Source organism: Flammeovirga pectinis (assembly GCF_003970675.1).
GTDB lineage: Bacteria > Bacteroidota > Bacteroidia > Cytophagales > Flammeovirgaceae > Flammeovirga > Flammeovirga pectinis.
The window spans coordinates 2556468-2577198 of record NZ_CP034562.1 but is presented as its reverse complement, the minus strand read 5'-3'; the positions used below and the strand labels follow the sequence as shown (position 1 = coordinate 2577198).

The 20731-nt window shown below is 32.1% G+C and carries 15 protein-coding genes; 5 read left to right on the top strand and 10 right to left on the bottom strand.

Features of this window, described 5'->3' with window-relative positions; all coding sequences use genetic code 11:
* The first annotated feature begins 124 nt into the window (after nt 1–124).
* The 4 genes from cysC to EI427_RS10210 all read left to right on the top strand — a co-directional run bounded on the left by cysC (nt 125) and on the right by EI427_RS10210 (nt 6027).
* Entirely contained in the window at nt 125–733 is a 609-nt protein-coding gene (cysC, locus tag EI427_RS10225) for an adenylyl-sulfate kinase (protein ID WP_126614260.1), read from the top strand.
* A 15-nt stretch (nt 734–748) separates the two neighbouring features.
* Nucleotides 749–1654: a sulfate adenylyltransferase subunit CysD gene (gene cysD, locus EI427_RS10220; protein ID WP_126614258.1), complete on the top strand. Its 906-nt coding sequence runs from the start codon at nt 749–751 to the stop codon at nt 1652–1654.
* A 13-nt stretch (nt 1655–1667) separates the two neighbouring features.
* The gene (gene cysN, locus EI427_RS10215; RefSeq protein ID WP_126614256.1) at nt 1668–2978 is read left to right on the top strand and encodes a sulfate adenylyltransferase subunit CysN; all 1311 of its coding nucleotides are present in this window, start codon (nt 1668–1670) and stop codon (nt 2976–2978) included.
* Between the two features lie 469 nt (nt 2979–3447).
* Nucleotides 3448–6027 carry a DNA gyrase/topoisomerase IV subunit A gene (locus EI427_RS10210; RefSeq protein WP_126614254.1) on the top strand — a complete coding sequence of 860 codons (2580 nt, stop codon included), beginning with the start codon at nt 3448–3450 and terminating at the stop codon, nt 6025–6027.
* Between the two features lie 123 nt (nt 6028–6150).
* Here EI427_RS10210 and EI427_RS10205 read toward each other — a convergent pair whose 3' ends face one another.
* A complete protein-coding gene (locus tag EI427_RS10205; protein WP_240655366.1) occupies nt 6151–7680 on the bottom strand; it encodes a hydroxymethylglutaryl-CoA reductase in 1530 nt (509 codons plus the stop codon).
* 109 nt (nt 7681–7789) lie between these two features.
* Here EI427_RS10205 and aroQ point away from each other — a divergent pair, with 109 nt between their 5' ends.
* Nucleotides 7790–8209, top strand: a complete 420-nt coding sequence (gene aroQ, locus EI427_RS10200) for a type II 3-dehydroquinate dehydratase (protein ID WP_126614250.1) — start codon at nt 7790–7792, stop codon at nt 8207–8209.
* A gap of 58 nt (nt 8210–8267) precedes the next feature.
* On the opposite strand, the gene EI427_RS10195 is transcribed toward aroQ, so the two are convergent.
* The 9 genes from EI427_RS10195 to EI427_RS10155 form a co-directional block, all read right to left on the bottom strand.
* A complete protein-coding gene (locus EI427_RS10195) occupies nt 8268–10229 on the bottom strand; it encodes a response regulator (protein ID WP_126614248.1) in 1962 nt (653 codons plus the stop codon).
* A complete protein-coding gene (locus tag EI427_RS10190; RefSeq protein WP_126614246.1) occupies nt 10216–10731 on the bottom strand; it encodes a YfiR family protein in 516 nt (171 codons plus the stop codon). The genes EI427_RS10195 and EI427_RS10190 overlap by 14 nt, the downstream gene beginning before the upstream one ends.
* Before the next feature lie 61 nt (nt 10732–10792).
* On the bottom strand, nt 10793–13015 hold the full coding sequence (locus tag EI427_RS10185) for a PD40 domain-containing protein (protein ID WP_126614245.1): 2223 nt from the start codon (nt 13013–13015) through the stop codon (nt 10793–10795).
* A 72-nt stretch (nt 13016–13087) separates the two neighbouring features.
* Nucleotides 13088–14314, bottom strand: a complete 1227-nt coding sequence (locus EI427_RS10180; RefSeq protein ID WP_126614243.1) for a hypothetical protein — start codon at nt 14312–14314, stop codon at nt 13088–13090.
* A gap of 64 nt (nt 14315–14378) precedes the next feature.
* Nucleotides 14379–15452 carry a prephenate dehydratase gene (gene pheA / locus EI427_RS10175; RefSeq protein ID WP_126614241.1) on the bottom strand — a complete coding sequence of 358 codons (1074 nt, stop codon included), beginning with the start codon at nt 15450–15452 and terminating at the stop codon, nt 14379–14381.
* Nucleotides 15453–15593: 141 nt separating this feature from the next.
* Entirely contained in the window at nt 15594–16022 is a 429-nt protein-coding gene (locus EI427_RS10170; protein WP_126614238.1) for a hypothetical protein, read from the bottom strand.
* A 39-nt stretch (nt 16023–16061) separates the two neighbouring features.
* Entirely contained in the window at nt 16062–16964 is a 903-nt protein-coding gene (locus tag EI427_RS10165) for a hypothetical protein (RefSeq protein WP_126614236.1), read from the bottom strand.
* Nucleotides 16965–17030: 66 nt separating this feature from the next.
* Nucleotides 17031–20177 (bottom strand): ATP-binding cassette domain-containing protein, encoded by a 3147-nt coding sequence (locus EI427_RS10160; protein ID WP_126614234.1) that lies wholly within the window; start codon nt 20175–20177, stop codon nt 17031–17033.
* Nucleotides 20178–20365: 188 nt separating this feature from the next.
* A complete protein-coding gene (locus EI427_RS10155; RefSeq protein WP_126614232.1) occupies nt 20366–20728 on the bottom strand; it encodes a DUF1987 domain-containing protein in 363 nt (120 codons plus the stop codon).
* Between the last annotated feature and the right edge of the window lie 3 nt (nt 20729–20731).

The window sequence follows — 20731 nt, the reverse complement described above, 5'->3', positions numbered from 1 at the left end:
ATAATGTAATAAGCAATTTTTTTTGAAAATCTTTGTATTCAAAATCACTTACTCTATATTTGCCTATTAAATATATAGGGTAATAGAGTTAATGACATTTCTTACTCTTAAGTATAATAAAGATATGAGCGAAGCTACAAATATTCATCCTATTTTCAACTCTCTTTTATCAAGAGAAAAAAAGGAAGAATTATTAAAACAAAACGGAATAGTTTTGTGGATGACTGGTTTATCTGGTTCTGGAAAAAGTACATTAGCAAGAGCATTAGAGTTTGCGTTAAATGACTTAGGGTATTTTACAATGCTACTAGATGGAGATAACCTTAGAACTGGGGTTAATAGTAATTTAGGATTCTCAGAAGAAGATAGAATGGAAAACGTTCGTCGTTCTGCAGAAGTGTCTAAATTATTTGCATCAGCAGGTATAGTAACTATCTGTTCTTTAATCAGTCCAACTGAAGAAATTAGAGAAGCAGCTCAAGATATTATCGGTAAAGAAGATTTTTATCAAGTACATATAGATTGTCCTTTTGAAGTGTGTGCAGAACGCGATGTAAAAGGCTTATATAAAAAGGCATTGGCAGGGGAAATCAAAAACTTTACAGGTTTAGATTCTCCATTCGATATTCCAGCAAATCCATTTGTTCGTATACCAACGCACAAACAGAGTTTGGAAGAAAGTTTAAAACAACTTGTAGAAGCTGTTTTGCCAGTAATTAAATTATCAGAATAATTAATTAACAAAAGAATGCAGTCTCATACACTGACACACCTAAAACAACTAGAATCTGAAGCAATATATGTTTTCAGAGAAGTTGTGGCGCAATTTGAGCGTCCAGCGATGCTCTTTTCAGGAGGAAAAGACTCTATTGTGATGTTACATTTAGCTAGAAAAGCTTTCTGGCCTGATAAAGTACCATTCCCTTTAATTCATGTAGATACTGGACATAACTTCCCAGAAGCAATTGATTATAGAGATTGGTTGGTAGAAGAATATGATCTTGATTTAATTGTTGGGTCTGTTCAAGGATCAATTGATAAAGGAACTGCAGTGGAAGAAAGAGGAGTAAACCCATCTAGAAATGGTTTACAAGCAATTACTCTTTTGGAAACTTTAGAAGAATATAAAGTAGATGCTGCCTTTGGTGGTGGACGTAGAGACGAAGAAAAAGCAAGAGCTAAAGAACGTTTCTTCTCTCACCGTGACGAATTTGGGCAGTGGAATCCAAAAAATCAACGTCCTGAATTATGGACGTTATATAATGGACATTATAACGAAGATGAGCATTTCCGTATTTTCCCAATTTCAAATTGGACGGAAATGGATGTATGGCAATATATCGCTTTAGAAAAAATTGCTTTACCATCTATTTATTTTGCTCATAAGAGACCAGTTGTAGAACGTAATGGAATCTTGTTGGCTGAATCTCCTTGGAATACTTTACTTAAAGACGAAAAGTACGAAGAGCGTTTAATTCGTTACCGTACTTTAGGTGATATGACTTGTACTGGTGCAGTACTTTCAGATGCCGACGACTTAGCTGGTATTATTCAAGAAGTAGCTTCTTCTAGAACTACAGAAAGAGGAAACAGATCTGACGATAAAAGATCTGAAGCAGCAATGGAGGAAAGAAAATTACAAGGTTACTTCTAAAAAATCTACAACTATGAGCGAAACAGTTTTAAATAATCCAAGTATTAAGAGAGAGGATAACGCAGCAGCAGTTGATCAATCATATATGGATATGGATTTACTACGTTTCACTACAGCAGGTAGTGTAGACGATGGTAAAAGTACCTTGATTGGTCGTTTGATGTACGACACAAAATCTATCTTCGAAGATCAGTTAGAAGCGATCGAAAAATCGAGTAAATCACGTGGTGATGAAAATGTAAACTTAGCCCTACTTACAGACGGTTTAAAAGCCGAAAGAGAGCAAGGTATTACAATTGATGTTGCTTACAGATATTTTGCTACACCAAAGCGTAAATTTATTATTGCAGATACACCTGGTCATATTCAGTATACTAGAAATATGGTTACGGGTGCTTCTACCGCAAACTTGGCTATTGTTTTAGTTGATGCTAGAAATGGTGTAATCGAACAAACAAGACGTCATACATTTATTGCATCTCTTCTTAAAATTAAACACATTGTTGTTGCAGTAAACAAAATGGATTTAGTTGATTATTCTGAAGAACAATTCAATAAAATTAAGGCAGATTTCTTAGAAATGTCGAGTAAAATTGGTATCGAAGATATTCGTTTTATACCAATTTCTGCATTAAAAGGAGATAATGTTGTTGATGATTCTGAAAGAACTCCTTGGTATAAAGGTGGTGCTTTATTAAGTAACCTTGAAGCTGTTGAAATCGACGAAGATCATGATCTTGTAAATGGTCGTTTCCCTATTCAACGTGTTATTTCTCCTGAAGGAAGTGATTTTAAAGGGTTTGCAGGTAGAGTAGATGGTGGTATTCTTAAAGTTGGAGATGCTATTGAAGCATTACCTTCTGGAACAAAATCTAAAATCAAATCTATAGAAACAATGGATGGTAAATTGGAAGAAGCATTTCCTCCAATGTCTGTTGTACTTACTCTAGAGGATGAAATTACTGCAGAAAGAGGTGATATGTTGGTAAGAGCTGAAAACCAACCTGAAAAAGCGACTGAAATTACTGCAACGTTATGTTGGATGAATCAAAATGCTTTAAAAGCAGGTTCAACTTATGTATTACGTCATACTTCTAATGAAGTAAAAGCTGAAATTAAATCTATTGATGAAAAATTAGATATCAATACGATGCAAAATATCAGCGAAACAACAGAACTTAAAATGAACGAAATTGGTAAAGTAGTTATTACTACAAAAGCACCAATTTTTGTTGATAAATATAAAAAGAACAGAGCAACAGGTAGCTTAATCTTAATTGATGAAGAGACAAATGAAACAGTTGCTGCAGGAATGATTTCATAATCAATTTAACTGTATGGAGAAAGGGAGTTTACTATTTGTATTCTCCCTTTTTTTGTGCCTAATTTTGAATTGTTAGTTAAATTTCAAGAATATTAGCTTGATATTTTCTATGTAGAACTATCTATTATTATGATGAATAAATATGAGTTCTTCAAAACTAAACTTTAGTAGAACTCATATTTAATTTCAATAGTGTTAATAATGGTCTTTTATTTGTATATTAAACTGTGATAAAGTGATGAATGTGAAAATATTAATCAATATTGCTACTATTGATAGTGATTTTATAAACATTTCAAATTTTAATTTTGACTTCAGTAAGTTTTTGTTATGAAATTGTACATTTATGTAAATAATCATAATAATAACACGTAGATTTCACACGAATGATCAAATTCATTTGTATGGTACCTACAAATCTATATTTTTGTGTAATTCGCATTTTTTTAGCGTCAATTAGAGGAGTAACGTGGAAAACGAGCAATCAACAAATAATTCAGAACATAGAGATAGTAATGTAGTTCACATAGATGGTATGTATCAGAACTGGTTCTTAGATTATGCATCTTATGTAATCTTAGAAAGAGCGGTACCTAGTATTTATGATGGTTTAAAACCTGTTCAAAGAAGGATTCTTCATGCAATGAAGGAGCTTGATGATGGACGTTTTAATAAGGTAGCTAATATTATTGGTTCTACTATGCAGTTTCATCCACACGGTGACGCATCTATTGGAGATGCTATCGTGAACCTTGGTCAGAAAGAACTTCTGATAGAAACACAAGGTAACTGGGGTGATATAAGAACTGGAGATAGTGCGGCAGCAGCAAGGTATATAGAGGCTAGGTTATCAAAATTTGCATTAGAAGTTGTATTCAATCCTAAAACAACGGATTGGCAATTATCTTATGATGGTAGAAAGAGAGAGCCAATTAATTTACCTGTAAAATTCCCATTGCTTTTAGCACAAGGAGTTGAAGGTATTGCAGTAGGTTTAGCCACTAAGATTATGCCTCATAATGTCAAAGAATTGATAAAAGCATCAATTGATATTTTAAAGGATAAAAAAATACAATTAGTTCCAGATTTCCCAACAGGTGGTTTAGCAGATTGTAGTAATTATAATAATGGTTTAAAAGGCGGTAAAATACGTCTTAGAGCTAAAATTGAATCATCTGACAATAAAACGCTGCTAATAAAAGAAATACCTTATACATGTACTACTTCTAGTTTAATTGACTCTGTGATCAAAGCAAATGATCAAGGAAAAATTAAAATTAAAAAAGTAGTTGATAATACAGCAAGAGACGTAGAGATTGAAATTCAATTGGCTAGTGGCCAATCACCAGATGTAACAATTGCAGCTTTATATGCATTTACAGATTGTGAAGTATCAATCTCCCCTAACTCTTGTGTTATTGTTGACGAGAAACCTGTTTTTTTAGGAGTTGAAGAAATTCTTAAAAATGATACAGAACATACGGTCAATTTATTAGAAACAGAATTAAAGATTAGGGAAGGTGAGTTACAAGAGAAAATCTTATTCAGTTCATTAGAAAAAATCTTTATTGAAAATAGAATCTATAGGGATATAGAAGAATGTGAAACATGGGAATCGGTTATTGAAACGATCGATAGAGGATTAGACCCTTACAAGCCAAGTTTTTATAGAGAAATTACAGAAGATGATATTACTCGTTTAACTGAGATAAAAATAAAGCGTATCTCGAAATTTGATGCGTTTAAAGCAGATGAATTATTAAGTAGTTTATTAGAGGAGTTAGAATTAGTAAGGTATAATCTATCTAATATTATAGAATATACTATTGATTACTTTATTAATTTACTTAAGAAGTATGGAAAGGACCACGAACGTTGTACAGAATTAAGTACTTTCGATACTATTTTAGCTTCTAAGGTAGCTGCTAATAACGCCAAACTATATGTTAATAAAAAAGAGGGCTTTATTGGTTATAACCTTAAAAAAGAAGAAGGTGTTGAAGAAGTAATGGATTGTTCTGACATAGACGATATTATTGTATATAGAAGTACAGGTGAATATCAGATTACTAAAATTGGAGAAAAGAAGTTTGTAGGAAAAGGAATTCTTCATGCAGAAGTATACGTTAAAGGAGATGAAAGAAAAGTATTTAATGCTATCTACCTTGATGGAGCTACGGGAGTAACAAGAGTAAAACGTTTCCAAGTATCAAGCTTTACTAGAGATAAGGTTTACAATGTAACGAAAGGGACACCAAAATCTAAGGTGCTTTACTTTACATCTAATCCAAATGGAGAGGCAGAAGTAGTTGGAGTATCTTTATCTCCGAATTGCTCTGCAAAAGTAAAATCGTTTGAATATGATTTTGCAGACCTTGAAATAAAAGGACGTACTTCGCAAGGTAATATTCTTACAAAATACCCTGTGAGAAGAGTGACACTTAAGAGAGAAGGAATTTCTACTTTACCTGCTATTGATCTTTGGTACGATGAAGCTGTTGGATTATTAAATAAAGATTCCAATGGTAAATATCTGGGTAAATTTAAAGATGAAGATCGTATCATTGTGTTCTATGAGGATGGGGAATATGAATTGACCAATTATGAGGTAATTCATAGATACGATGCTAAGCGTGTTGTATTGATAGAGAAATTCTTACCTTATAAAGCAATTTCTGCGGTACATTACGATACTAACCATAGGCAGTATTACATAAAACGTTTCCATGTAGAAACTTCTACAATGAATAAGCGTTTTAAGTTTATCAACGAAGCTAATGCATCAAGACTATTACTTGTAACAACTCAATTGTCTCCAGAGGTTGAATTAACCTATACAGATGGTAGACAACGTGTAAGGAAACATGTTAATCTTAAAGAGTTTGTTGAAGTGAAAGGATGGAAAGCTTTAGGAAATAAACTTCCTTATGATAAAGTTACAGATGCCAAAATTACATCTGAAGATGATCCCGTTGATCAGATAGTATCAGGAGATGAAAAGAAAGATGACAATAAGGATGATGGAAGAGATTCGTTAAGAATGTTCTAATTATTTTTTAAAAATACTAAAACAGCTGATTCATGAATTTGAATCAGCTGTTTTTATATAAAAGAAGCACTCCAAAGATTATTTCTGAATTGCTTCTTATTTAGACAAATTATATCTGTCTAATTATCTATTTCTACCGTATTGTTCGTGAGAACTAACCCAATCTGAAGAAGAGATTGCAGAAGCTAAAGATATTTCACCCGCTAAAACAACACCCGCAACAATTTCAGCAAATTTATATGCTTTCCCTTTACCGTAGCAATTCATTAACTCTAAACTCTCTTTCTGAGTGCCAATACCTGTACCACCGCCATACGTTGCAATAATTAGAGATGGTATAGTGATAGAGAAGTACAAGTCCCCACTTTTAGTAAGTTCTGTGTAAATAATTCCAGCACTTGATTCTGATACGTTGGCAACATCCTGTCCTGTGGCAATAAACATTGCTGTAATACCATTTGGAGAATGTAAACCTGTATTGTTAACTCCAGATAAGAAAGAACCAATAGCAGAGATTCTAGCATGGTGATCTAATTGTTCTGGATCAACACGCATGTATTGTTGAAGGACTTCTTTCTTTAAAGTAATTTCTGCAGTAACACGCTTACCACGTGTACGCATAATATTAATTTGAGAAGCTTTTTTATCAGTAGCAAAATTAGACTCCAAGAAGAAGTTTTTAATGCCCATATATTGATCTAAAATCCAACTACTAGCAGCAAATGTGGCTCTACCAACCATGTTCTGACCAGCGGCATCTCCAGTTTTAAAGTTAAAACGTAAGAAGGCAAACTTATTAGAAAGGAAGTGGTCGATGTAAACTAAATCTGCAATAGATGAAGTACTTTCCGCTTCTTCTTTAATTTTCTTAAAGTTTAATTTAACCCATGTAACAAAGTCACGAGCACCTCTTGCGTCTTCGAATTCAAAAACAGGAGCTCTTTGCATTGCATCGTCAACAACAGATACTTTTATTCCACCACAAAGGTTGGCTATTTTCATACCTCTATTGTAAGATGCAACAAGAGTACCTTCTGTAGTTGCCATAGGTACCATAAAGTCTCCAATAGCATGTTCTCCATTAATCTTAACTGGGCCTGCAAAACCTAGTGGTATTTGAGCTACACCTGTAAAGTGTTCAATATTACCATTTAGTTCATGTGGATCGATAGAATATTTTCCAATATGATTAACCTTAGCTCCAGAGAAATCTTCAACAAATTTTTGTCTTGTTTTGATAATTTCCTCACCATAGTCATCCATGTCATCTCTAGGGATTTTGATTTCATCATCTTTTTCTGTTGCAATAGAGTCTGTAACAGAGAATTTTAATGTACCAAAAGGAGAGGCCTTTACAGATACCTCAACATCGTGTTTTTCTACAGCTAATTGTGGGTGATCAAGGACTTCTAGATGTAAAGTTTGTCTAAGGGGGAAAGATAATCTATTGTCTTTTGTGATTGTAGAAGAATAAATTTCTTTCTCTTCACTAGTATTAAAAATAACCTTAGATAAATCAACTTCTTTACCATCAATTTTTATATGAAGAAGTTCTTTTATTTCAGCATCTTTGAGTCTATTTTTGATTGAAAACTCAATACCTCTTTCTGTATTGTTTAGGCTGCCTCTTGTATAAAGCTGCTTAAGAAGCATACTTGGGATAAACATAATATGGTTAGATTATTAAAATGAATTTTCGATTGTTAAAAAACAAACGGATTAAATTGTTATAACAACACTAATTTAATAATAATAATAGAATATGAAGCTATTAATTTTGAACGGACCTAATTTAAATCTTTTGGGTAAACGTGAGCCAACAATTTATGGTAATAAAAGCTTTGAGGATTATTTTGAACAATTAACTACAAAATACCCAAATGTTGATATGATCTACAAACAAAGTAATCATGAAGGGACATTAGTAGATATTATTCATGAATATGGCTTTGAATATGACGGAATTGTCTTAAATGCAGGAGCTTATACACATACATCTGTGGCTATAGCAGATGCTATTGCTGGGGTAGAGACTGGTGTAATAGAAGTACATATTAGTAATGTTCATGCTAGAGAAGTATTTAGACATAAGAGTTATATGGCTAAAAATTGTGTAGGAACAATTGCTGGATTAGGGTTGAAAGGCTATGAATTAGCAGTTCAATTTTTTTTAGAACAATAAAAGTTGGAGCAGGAATAGATGAATGATTATTCAATTATTTTAATATTGCTCAATAAAGTCAACTTGTATGAGATCTAACTTTCTCTTCTAGGTGATCTTTTTTGAAAGGTTTTGAAATATAATCATTCATTCCTGCTTCTTTACATCTTTCAAATTCACCTTTTAAAGCAGAGGCTGTCATTGCTATTATAGGTATTGATTTAAGGGGTTCATCAAATTCAGTACGTATTTTTTTAGTTGCCGTATAACCATCCATTTCTGGCATATGTACATCCATTAAAACAAGATCATATGTATGTTCTTTTAATTTTCTTAAAGCAATAAGTCCATTATCAGCAACATCAGATTTATAACCCCATTTCTTTAGAAGTCGAAGTACCAACATCTGATTTACTTCATTATCTTCTACTAATAATATACTTTTACTTGTAGCACTTGGTTTAACTGGGATTGATTTTTTGATTTTGTTTACTTGAGTCAGAGCTTTCTGCTTTTCAATAAACTCATCAAATGTAATTTCAAAGTAAAATGTACTTCCAAGTTTTGGAGTGCTTTCTAAGTGTAATTTCCCTCCTTGTAATTCAACAAGTTGTTTAGATATACTTAACCCAAGTCCGGTCCCTCCAAATTTTCTAGTAGTTTCGTTACTAGCTTGTGTAAAACTGTCAAAAATGCTACCTAATTTTTCTTTTTCTATCCCAATTCCAGAGTCTTTAACCGAGAATCTAAGTGTAAGCTTATTTTGGTCATTTTCTACTTTTACAACGGCTATTATTATACTACCGTTAAACGTAAATTTAACTGCGTTGGAGTATAAATTTATAAGTATTTGTTTTAAACGGACAGGATCACCAATTACATATTTTGGTACATCTTTAGCGATATCTAAGAGAGTATTTAACCCTTTTTTATCAGTTTCAACTTTATGTACTTCGATTATACTTGATAACGTATCGTATACTTGAATTTCTTTTTTCTCGAATTCTAACTTACCAGATTCAATTTTAGAAATATCAAGTATATCGTTTATTACAACTAAAAGATGGTCTGCAGACCCTCTTAAAACTTTTAGTAAATGATGTTGCTCATCATTAAGTAATGTATCGTTTAATAGCTCAGCCATACCCATAACACCATTAATAGGTGTTCTAATCTCATGAGACATGTTTGCTAAGAAATCTTGCTTGGCTTTTGCTGAAGATTCAGCAACTTCTTTTGCATGAATTAAAGATTCATTTTGGAGTTCTATTTTAGATAACATTTCATTGAAAGCATCTATTAGTAGACCAATTTCATCCTCTCTTTTATCATTAATTCTTATTGAATAATCTTTCTTTTTTGATATGATATGGGCTGTTTTTTCTAAATCAAGTATAGGTTTAGAAATACTACTTTGTAAGGGCACAGATAACATTGCAACAAATAATAATACGCTACTAACAATTATAGTAAACATGATTAGGTAGGTTGTTAGCCGATTCCAAATAGTATTTAAATCAGCTTCTAAATAGACGGTATTAATACGTCCATTCTCATCGAAAGTACTTACATAAATTTGTAAAATATTTTCTATTAATGAAAAATTGGTGTCGTTCTGTGAATAAGTAGGGATTGAATTAGCGTGAGATAATTGCCAATCTTTATCTAAGGTGAGACTTTTAAGGTTTAATAAAGAATCCTTTTTAGCCAATGATATTGCTTTAAGGCTATAAAAGGCGAAAAGACGTTGTTCCTTATCAAAAATAGCACCTGTTGTAATTTGAGTATTATCAGCTAATAACTCAGAGAGGTTTCTTTGGGCAGGGATGTATTGTTGTAATTCTACAGATGCATCGTTATTATCTCCAATAATCTTCGCTAATTGCTTTGTATCATCAATGTACTTTTGTTTGTATTGATCAAAATCATAAGCACAAAATAGAATTGTTGAAAAAGAGGAAGCAATAAGGCTTACAAACATGATTATTGCAATCAGTTTATATCTTAAGGATTGAGATAATATTCTTTTAATCTGGGTCATAAGGAATTATATCACTTGCTAGGTTCAATAACTTTACATCAATTGTAAGTTGTGCAGTATTTGCTGAATAGAGGTTTAAAGTATATAAACAATTCGGCGTTAAATTAATAATACCACCATTTTTACAGAAGTTAGGAATATTATCACCTATCGTCAAAACAAATGAATTATTCCTATCATAAATCTCATCTAAGAATGATTTTACCTGAGAAGATGTAAACCCTTTTGATATAAAAACAATATGTGAACCTTTTAATTCTTTAATTGTTTGTGCTCTCTTAATTTTCCAAACTCTCCCTTTTACATACCTGTTTCGGAACATATTATCAATTACATCACCGAAAGGGTCGTCACCAAGAATACCTAATACAAGGCTATTGTCTTCTTTAAATGCTTGAGAGGGCCAATTTACAAATTTGGCAAAAGTATTAATCATTCCAGCCTTACGTTCATATTCGTCAAATTGAGCATAAGTATCTACTTGAAATAAAGTGATGAACATTATTACAAGAATATAAGGCTTTAAATAGCGAGTGATATTTATATCAAATACTTTCAAATTTTTATTTTATGCTTACAGATAAAAGGATACATGCCTCATCTGACGAAGTTTTGTAAAGGAGTTCTTTTTTTCTGATTTTCCACTGAGGTACACCACTTACGGTAAGGTAATTAAGAATCGAATTCATTCTCATTTGTGTAATGGTATCTTGATTTTTTATTTCATCGTTGCTCTTTTTTGAAAACCAGTTTATTTGCAATTCTATATCATCTCTTGATTTTAAGAATTCTGCAATTTCTTTCAATGTTTTTTTATTTTCAGATGTAATATCAAAATCATCATCTGCAAAATAATAACGTTGTTCTAAAATACTTTTAGGATTAGCGGTATTGTTTGGGAGTTTAACAATTTTATCTCCAGAGTCTCCTCTTACGCTATCTAATGTAGTAAGTAAATTTGAATTCCCTTCATTAAATGCTTTCTCAATAAGGTCTAATAAAGGTGTATAATAAGGATCGGGGTCATTATTGCTAACGTTTGATAGGGAAGTATCTAAAAATGGATCGTCTAATGCATTTAAAGAGGCTAGCCCATCCTTGTCTGTTCTATCAACAATCATTTCCATAAGCATAAGTAGTGCATCATATCGAGCATCTGTACTTTCTTCTTTGGTTTGATTATCAATTTCATCAAAAGTCGTTATTTCAAACTGAGTCGATTGAGGTTGTACATCAAACCCAACAACTTTATTTAGGACAGTGATGTCGTTTATTGTAAATGATTTATCAAGTTGATACCTGTAAGTGTCTTTTGGTAAGTCAATATTGATCGTATAAAGATCAATATCATCGGAAGCAATAGTAATGGAGTAATTTTTACCAGGGAATAGAATCATGAAAAATTTATCAGATTCTATAGAAGGATCATATACGTATTTTCTGAATGTAATATTATTGCTATCCTTAACTTTTAGCTGAAGGGGAAGTTTTTTACCGTTCTTATTAACTTGAATTGTGCCTGTAACAATTGCTCTTTTCATTTTATGAACAGGCTTAAACACATTATAGATATCAAAACCTCCTACAGACTGTTTATTCTGTCTATCAGAAGCAAAATAGGAATATCTTTTACTTGGAATTTGAGAGAATTGATATTCGTTGTAAGGTGAATTTATTTCTTTTCCTAAATTAAAAGGAGTATTCCAAGTTGCCCCTTCTTTAATTGAGCACACAATATCAAACCCACCTATTGATAGGGCACCGTTTGTTGCGTAATAAAGAGTCTTGTTATCATTATGAACAAAAGGGTAAACCTCATCATATTCGCTATTAATTGTAGGTCCTAAATTAATTGGTTTAGACCAGTCGTCTTTACCTACGCGAATCGCTTTGTAGATATCGAACCCTCCAAAACCGTTTGGTCTATTACTAGAAAAGTAAATTGTAGTGCCATTATTTGCTATGAATGCACCCTTTTCGTCAAAACTAGAATTGATTTTATTGTTTAGTTTCTTCGGTTTTAGCCAACGTCCTTTTTTTACTCTTGTTTCGTAAATATTACCTTTTCCTTCTTGATCTGAAAAAAGTTCGATGTACAATAACATGTAGTTCCCATCTTGAATAAAAAGTGGGTAGGCTTGTCTGTATTTATCTTCAAACTGAGGGTAGGGGTGTGAAAATTGAATTCCTTTTCTATACGATAAATAGATATCGTTATCAGTACTCTGAAGATTTTGTGGTAAGAATGTGTATTTATCTCCATACACATAATTAAAACTATCACGCTGTCTTTGAGAACTAAAAACAATAAAGTTATCTAATTTTGATATGATAGGGGCATACTCATCGTAAGAAGTGTTTATTGGAATATCCATAATTGCGGTTGTCATTTTTTGAGACAAATCAGCTTTTAATTTTATTCCATTCTCACATTGCTTTATTCTAAGCCCTATATCGTTAAAGTCCCTAATTTGATTTTCGGTTTCTTCTAGATATAAATTGTAGGTATTAATTGCTTCAATATACTTTTCTTCTAGATGTAGTAAAGAAGCTAAGTAGTAATATTTTTCTGAAGGAATATCATTACAACTATTCTTAATTACAGAATTAAAATAATGTATGGCCTCTTTCTGCTTAAAAGGAGAATTTAAATAACATAGACCTATTTTATATTGAATTACGCACGATGAAATGTTACGAGTTGATATCTTTTGATACATTTCAAAAGCCTCGTAAAATTTTTCTTCTGCATATAATTTATCAGCTTCTTCAATAGTTTGAGCCATTGATAGAGAAACTGAGAAAAAACAGCAAAGTAATCCAATATAAAGTTTATTAAAGTTCAGCGTCTTAAAATTTTAGATTGAGCCGTTAGAATTGGTGCGAATCAATAAAACTCCAAAGTTATTTTGATCACTAGTTTGTTTTGAGCCAACTATAATAAAATCACCATTTTTGGCTTCTACTAAACTATTACCTCTTTGTTCTTTAACACCACCAATAGATTTTTCCCATTGTTTTTGGCCTTTACTATCAATTTTTATAAGTAAAGTATTAAAACCTTCTAAGCTAGTATTGTCTCCATATTCATCAGGAACCCATACCTCTGTATAGCCTGTTATTGCAAAGCCACCATCTTTGGTAGCTGTAATACCATTACCTTCATCATAACTTAAACCTCCAAAAGATTTATGCCACATTTGTTGTCCATCTTTGTCGGTTTTAACAACCCAACAGTCTAGACTTGCTTCAGCAAAAGTGTATGAGTAGCCAACAAAGACAAACCCTCCATCTTCTGTTTGAACAAATTCATTGGCTTTTTCTGTGTCACCACCTCCATAGGTTCTTTCCCATTTTGTAGTGCCTTTAAGGTCAATGTTGAACATCCAAACATCCCATTTACCTTTTCCTGAAGATTCAGTATTGCCAATAACAGTGTAACCGCCATCAACAGGTAGAATACCTACGGCTTCATCATTTTTAGCACCACCATATGTTTTTCTCCATTCTTGAATGCCTTTATTGTCAATCTTTAATACAAAAGCATCTCCACTAGGATCTTCTTGAGTTAAAGAAATGATTTTGCCTCCTATAATAAACCCTCCATCTTCTGTTTCAGAAATACAAGTGCCTTCTTCTATAGAGTTTTCATCACCGTATGTTTGTCTCCAAATTAATTTACCTTGAGCAGAAATTTTAACTACCCAAGTATCTTTTAGATCAACACTTAAACCATAAGAGTCAGAACTACCAACAGTAATGTAACCACCATCTTTAGTTTGGATAATGTCGTAAACTTCTTCAGTTTCAGAGTCTCCAAATTTATAATTCCATTTTACATTACCATTCTCGTCAACTTTCCATAAACTCATGTCCATGTTACCGCTTGTACCAACAGATCTACCCGCAATAACGTAACCGTTATCATGAGCTTTTACTATAGATACACCAATATCGTATTTGCCTCCACCAAGAACTTTAATAAAACTTGAATAAGTTTTTACAGGTAAAGGCATCTTATCAGCTTTAGCTGAAAGAGTAAAAATAGTACACAGAAGTGTGATGATTAAAAAATGTTGTTTCATTCTAATTTTATTAGGTCAAATTGACATCTACCTAAACAACGTATAAAAATGTAAATTATTCTATCTAAACCATTTTTACATAACTTCCTAAGAAAGTAATAGTGTCAGGATATACTCGAATTACCTCTTGTACCTTACTTTCTTCAAAGTGACCATCAAAATCAACTAAGAACCAGTACTTAAAATTATCTTTTACTTTGGCTGGTCTACTCTCAATTTTTGTAAGGTTGATATCTCGTTGTCTGAATTCTTCCAAGAAGTTTGCCAAATCTCCAGGATTATCTCCAATTTTTGCTAATACTGAAGTTTTATCATTACCAGACTTCTGATTTACAACATCTTTTGCGAGTATCAAGAAACGAGTTGTGTTGTCCTGACTATCTTCAATGTTATTATAAAGAATAGGTAACTTGTAAAGTTTTGCGGCTATTTGAGAACAAATTGCAGCTGCACCTTCTTCTTCTAAAGCTAACTTAGCAGCTTTTGAAGTTGACGCAACTTGAATTAGCTTGATATCGTCACCAAAATAATCTTCTATAAAATTACGACATTGTCTAAAAGCAATATCCTTAGAATAGATCTTTGTTATTTTTGATGGGTCATCCATGTTAGATGCAAATGTGAAGTTTACCGATAATGGTAATTCAGCCACAATTTTGACATTTCTATAGCATAACTGATCAATTGTTTCAGCAACAGTACCTTCTTGATTATTTTCAATAGGAACAACTCCAAAACGAACACGTCCAGTTTCTACATTATCAAAAACAGATTTGATGGTCTTAAGAGGTATGTATTCACTCATTGCACCAAAACGGTTTTCAGCAGCTTGATGAGTATAGCTTCCTTCAGGTCCTAAAAAGGCAACTTTTTCAGGAAGTTCGATATTTCTACTCACTGCAAATATTTCAAGAAATATGGCTTCTACTGCAGAGTGGTTTAAAGTACCGTTATCGTCATTAGAAATAGATGTTAGTCTATCAATAATAGCTTTTTCTCTTTCAGGTCTATAAATAACAGATTTCTCGTGTTTTTTTAATTCTCCAACTTGCTTTACGATATTCATTCTTTCGTTTAAAAGACGAAGTACTTGGTTATCTATAGCATCTATCTGATTTCTTAATGACAATAAGTCCATATAATCGCACCTTAATGTTAATTCTTGAAACAATACTTTTATTAAAAGTTATTCCACAAAACTATTGATTTTTTATAGTTTTGACACAAAAAAAGGGTAGAAGTTAAAAACTCCGACCCTTTTTAAGTAATATTTTGCTGTTTATCTCTTAAAGCCAAGAACTGCTGCACCACAGTAGCTCTTAGAATCTTTAAATGTAAAACTTAAGTAATAAATACCTGTAGATGTACATTTGTAAGTCCAAGTGCCTAAGAATCTATTGTTATAGAAACTAGAGATAATTCTACGTCTTTTAGCGTCATATAAAGTACTAATTAAGCCTTGGGCTCCACCATCTTTACCAGAAATAGTAATTTGGTAACTAGTATCTTTTGCTAATACACAAGTGTATTCAATTTTACGACGTGTACCGTTACGACCATCGATTCTGTAACTCTTAGAGAATTGGAATCCTGGATTTAACTCTTTCATACTCTTTGTAACATAAAGTTCTGCGTTACATTGAGCGTTTGCTTCGTTAAGAGTGAAAAGAGCAAACATTAGTGAGAATGCTAAGAATATTTTTTTCATCGTTCTAAGTATTTTTTTATTCTGTAGAAGAATGAGCTATTATTTAATAACCTTGTTACGAATAGATTTTAATAAACTTGTGATCTTTTGAATATCACTGTCAGTTACATGAACAACACTTCTTGTGCCGTCTGTTACAACAAGTACACCGTCGATCTCTTCCATTGTAGGCTCTCCTACGATAACCTCAATTTCGATTTCGTCATATACTTCTTGAAGTGCAGTTAAATCATTTATTATATCTTCAAAACCAGCACTAGACTTATAGATGTCTAAAACTAATAATAATTGATCTAATACAATTTTCTGATCACCAATTTTATCTTTAAGAAGGTCATTAGGCTCTCTGCTATTTACTACTGTTGTTAAGTAAACAGCTTCAATCCATCCTCCAGCAAGAATTAGAACACTTACGTTTTCTCGCTTTCTCTCTCTTAAATTATTATTTATTTTTTCAAAGTTAAGAGTCGTTTGTTGAATTAATTCATCCAACCTGTTCGAACTCTCAGCTAATTCTTTAATAGTCTCGTAATCAAAGAATGCTCCAATACCTAAACCATCAGCTAAATCTCTAACTGAATTTAGATAAGTAATTGCATCTTGATTTTTTCCGTAGATGTTTGCAAACCCTAAATCGGTTCCGTATATACCGAGGTTAATTGCCTTTTGAAATGTTGTATTGTATCTCGAAACAGCATCTGGTGCATTCATATCACCTTTATTGTATATTGTTCCGTTTTCTTTAATTAATACAGATATTTCTAAAGGGGATGGAATAGATTCCAACACCTCAGTAACAGGTAACACCTCTTGTGTTACTTTTGTAGGTTGGGCTTCCTCAGTACTTAACTTAACTTTATCTTTAGGCAATTCACTAGCCATTGATACAGATGATGCAAGTAGCACTGATGCTGCCAATGTATTTAGATATTTGGTCTTCATCTTTCTTTGGTTTTCTAATATCTATTTTTCTATAGTTGCTTAATAACTACAATTAGATTTAAAGTTCTATGCTTCTTTTGACATTATTCTTGACAATAGTACTTCAACACCTTCAATGAACTTTTTAAGTAGTTCAAAGTATAATGTGAGGTATAGTATAAGTGACATAAGCCAAATCATAAGCACATTAAATGCAAATGTGTCAATATATGTGCCAAATACTTTCTTTACAGGTGCAAAAAGATGAGTTCTATAATCAAGTGGTCCAGAAGTATTCTCTTTTATGAAGAAAATAGGATCAATTAATTGAACAATTCTATTGTGATCAACTACAGTTCTGTTCAAAACATTTTTGTTTTTCACGAACGTTTCTAGCTGATTATTGTAATAAAGATTTTTAGATTTAGAAAGATCAAACTTATCGCCTAACTCTTTTTTCATCTTATATATCTTAGTATCACGCTCTTCCTCAGCTTTAATTAAAATATCGTTATAGAAAATTGATGACTCGTAGAAAATCTTTCTAAGTTTATTTCCTTCGTTAGAAGATACTTTACCATCTGATAAATAATCTAAAGCCAATTCTTTTTTATCAGAATGAGTAGTAAAGAATAAATCAGAATTAATTTCATTGGTTAAAGTAAGAATATCAGATTTTAATATTTTAGCAGTACTATCATTAGTATTTTTACTATTTAATTGTACATCATATAAAATCTCTTCCATCTTCGGCTCCCAATAGGCACTCTTGTAATTACTTTGACTTAGTTTCATGTCAATGTCAAAGAATGGTTTTTCATATCTGTTGTTCTTGTACTGTTCAACAGATAATGCTTCGTATGCCCACCTAGATGTCATAACATCTGCAATTAATGGTGTTTTACCATGCTGACTAATTGTGTTGTTTAATTTCGAGAAATCAAATATTAATCCACTTAAAATCATTTGAGGAATCAAAAGAATAGGGATTAAAATGTAAACAGTAATAGCAGAGTTAAATGCAGAAGATATATTTAGACCAATCATGTTCGCATGGCAAGAAACTGAAAACAGTACTAGCCAATAGGCAAATGATAAGTCTGGAATTTCAAGAATTGTATTGCCAATTAAGACAAATGTTGCTGTTTGTACAGCTGAAAAGCCAAAAAGGATAAATAACTTTGAAAATAGATAACTAGACCTACTTAAGTTCAGGAATGACTCCCTTTTCTTTATTTTCCTGTCTTTAATTATCTCTTCAGCACTTACGGTCATACCCATAAATAATGCAACTAAAATTGCTATTAATATATAAGCAGGAACATTTTCATTGTGTCTGAAAAGGTATTCAGTATCACCATCTTTTATATAATATATAATCCAAGATAATAATAGAGCTAAGAATGGAGCTTCTAATAAGTTAATTAGAAGATACTGTTTATTACTGAATTTAGATAAGAAATCTCTTACTGTAAAAATTGCAGTTTGTTTCAGTTTAGAAGGTATCCTTAACGTTTTAGGAGGGTCTACATGAACTTCTTCAACGTCTGGTTTCTCAAAAGTTTCTGTATATATTCTATACCAATCTTCTGGAGTTGCTTTCCTCTTATTTGTAAACTCACCATATTCATCAACCACTTGTGCTTCAATAATATTGAAAAGCTGTTCGGGGTTTACATTACCACAGGTATTACATTGTCCTTGATCACTATCAACCTGTCCAGCAGCACTCTTAAAATGAGTAATTGCTTCAATTGGGTTACCATAAAATACCGGATATCCACCTGTATCGAGCAACCACATCTTATCAAACATTTTGTAGATGTCTGATGATGGTTGATGAATAACAACGAAAATTAATTTTCCTTTTAAAGAAAGTTCTTTTAGTAAGTCAATTACATTTTCAGAATCACGTGATGATAAACCAGAAGTTGGTTCATCAACAAACATTACTGCTGGTTCACGAATTAATTCTAATGCTATATTCAGACGTTTTCTTTGGCCGCCAGATATTTTTTTATTAAGAACATTACCCACAACTAAATGAGCAATTCTATCAAGTCCTAAACTTTCTAGAACCTCAGTAACCTTATTTGTTAATTCTTCTTCGCTCATGTCTTTAAAACAGAGCTTAGCATTATAAAATAAGTTTTGGAATACTGTGAGTTCTTCAATTAAAAGATCGTCTTGAGCTATATACCCAATAACACCTTCAATTTTATGCTTTTCTTTATGGATATTATATCCATTAATTCTTACTTCTCCTCCGGAAGGTGTCTCTAAGCCTGCTAGTACATTTAAAAGTGTAGTTTTACCAGCACCAGAAGCGCCCATAATACCAATTAGCTGACCTGAATTTTCACCAAAATTAATATCTCTTAGTCCTATACCTCCATTCGGGAATTTATATTCTAAGTTTTCTACAATGAAAGAAATGTTGCCATTAATTTCATCAGAATTATACTTGTTTACAAGATCACTATAGTATAGAGGTGCACCTTTTGGTGTTTTAAAAATACTACCTGGAGAGAAGAGGTGAATTGTATTCGCTGCCACAGGTTGTCCATTTAAGTAAATGGTATCTTTACCTGTATATTTAGTGAAGTATAAAGCAACACTTTTTAGGCGAATAAAGATGATTTCTCCATCAAGTAAACCAGAATCAATAAATTTAATTTTGCTTCCTTCTGGTGGCATTTCATCATCGAAAATAAGGATATCCTCATTGTCAATTTTTGATGAATGTGTCTCGATTATAAATCTTTCTAATAATTTATATTCTGGAGAAGGTATATTAAATACATCTGCAACTGTATGGATAATATCCATACGCTGAGGAGTAAATGATTTGTCAGAAGAGACTAGTTCCAAAAGTTTAACCATAACAATGGTTTTTTGCTTTTGATCTAGTGTTTTGTTAATCTTTCTACAAAGTGATAAGGTACGCACTGAATTACGTACTGAAACAGCATCTGTTAATGCGTTGTCAGCATCCGCAGATTCTCCTTTAGCAGCTCTTTTCTTCGCAGCTTTTGCTTTTCTCTTAGCAATACGATCTTCTTCATCTTGAATAAGCTGATCATACAATTGGATATATTCTTCGACTGATCGTTTTTCAAGTTCCTGATTAAGGAACTTGATAACAAAATCTCTCTCTACTGAAGTTAAACCTTCGTCTTGAGTAGATATAATTGCAAATAATTGCGTCAGTGCTTTTAGTATTTCTTCACTCATAGAGTACCGTGTCTACTACGGAAATTCAAATCTTTATTAAATAGTATATACTTATTGAAAAGTATACATTTATTTAATGCTATAGTTTGGGGAAATATTGTATTTCAAGAAGATTTTTCTTGAGATAAATAAAAAAAACACTTGATTAAGTCGAATAATCAAGTGTTTTTTTAGAGTACTAATTAATTTTAGTACGTTTCGAATTCAAATTCTAATTCGACTAATTCTTCGAATTCTTCACCTGCTTCTTGCATGTCTTCATCATCTTCATGATAATACCATACTACAGTTACTCCTTCGATTTCTTCTAATTTAGATAAAACATCTAAAATAAGTTTTGATGAGGCTGTATTGAAATACTCAAGTTTAAATAAAAACTTAGTACTCGATAATGCTTCTTCAGAATAACCGTCGATCCAATTTAAAATTGGTGCAAAGAATTCTGCAGAATCTTCAGGAAGTGATCTACCTGAAATCTCAAACAATTCGTTGTCTTTGTCCAAGATGACTTTTGGTGTATCCTCCGTGCCGGCTAGATTAAGGACTTTCATGTA

What these genes read in the sequence shown, in the direction of transcription:
- EI427_RS10190 (WP_126614246.1), bottom strand. Translation starts at nt 10,731, where the DNA reads ATGTTCATCACTTTATTTCAAGTAGATACTTATGCTCAATTTGACGAA.
- EI427_RS10170 (WP_126614238.1), bottom strand. Translation starts at nt 16,022, where the DNA reads ATGAAAAAAATATTCTTAGCATTCTCACTAATGTTTGCTCTTTTCACT.
- EI427_RS10160 (WP_126614234.1), bottom strand. Translation starts at nt 20,177, where the DNA reads ATGAGTGAAGAAATACTAAAAGCACTGACGCAATTATTTGCAATTATA.
- EI427_RS10165 (WP_126614236.1), bottom strand. Translation starts at nt 16,964, where the DNA reads ATGAAGACCAAATATCTAAATACATTGGCAGCATCAGTGCTACTTGCA.
- pheA (WP_126614241.1), bottom strand. Translation starts at nt 15,452, where the DNA reads ATGGACTTATTGTCATTAAGAAATCAGATAGATGCTATAGATAACCAA.
- aroQ (WP_126614250.1), top strand. Translation starts at nt 7,790, where the DNA reads ATGAAGCTATTAATTTTGAACGGACCTAATTTAAATCTTTTGGGTAAA.
- EI427_RS10195 (WP_126614248.1), bottom strand. Translation starts at nt 10,229, where the DNA reads ATGACCCAGATTAAAAGAATATTATCTCAATCCTTAAGATATAAACTG.
- EI427_RS10155 (WP_126614232.1), bottom strand. Translation starts at nt 20,728, where the DNA reads ATGAAAGTCCTTAATCTAGCCGGCACGGAGGATACACCAAAAGTCATC.
- EI427_RS10205 (WP_240655366.1), bottom strand. Translation starts at nt 7,680, where the DNA reads ATGCTTCTTAAGCAGCTTTATACAAGAGGCAGCCTAAACAATACAGAA.
- EI427_RS10185 (WP_126614245.1), bottom strand. Translation starts at nt 13,015, where the DNA reads ATGGCTCAAACTATTGAAGAAGCTGATAAATTATATGCAGAAGAAAAA.
- cysN (WP_126614256.1), top strand. Translation starts at nt 1,668, where the DNA reads ATGAGCGAAACAGTTTTAAATAATCCAAGTATTAAGAGAGAGGATAAC.
- cysC (WP_126614260.1), top strand. Translation starts at nt 125, where the DNA reads ATGAGCGAAGCTACAAATATTCATCCTATTTTCAACTCTCTTTTATCA.
- EI427_RS10180 (WP_126614243.1), bottom strand. Translation starts at nt 14,314, where the DNA reads ATGAAACAACATTTTTTAATCATCACACTTCTGTGTACTATTTTTACT.
- cysD (WP_126614258.1), top strand. Translation starts at nt 749, where the DNA reads ATGCAGTCTCATACACTGACACACCTAAAACAACTAGAATCTGAAGCA.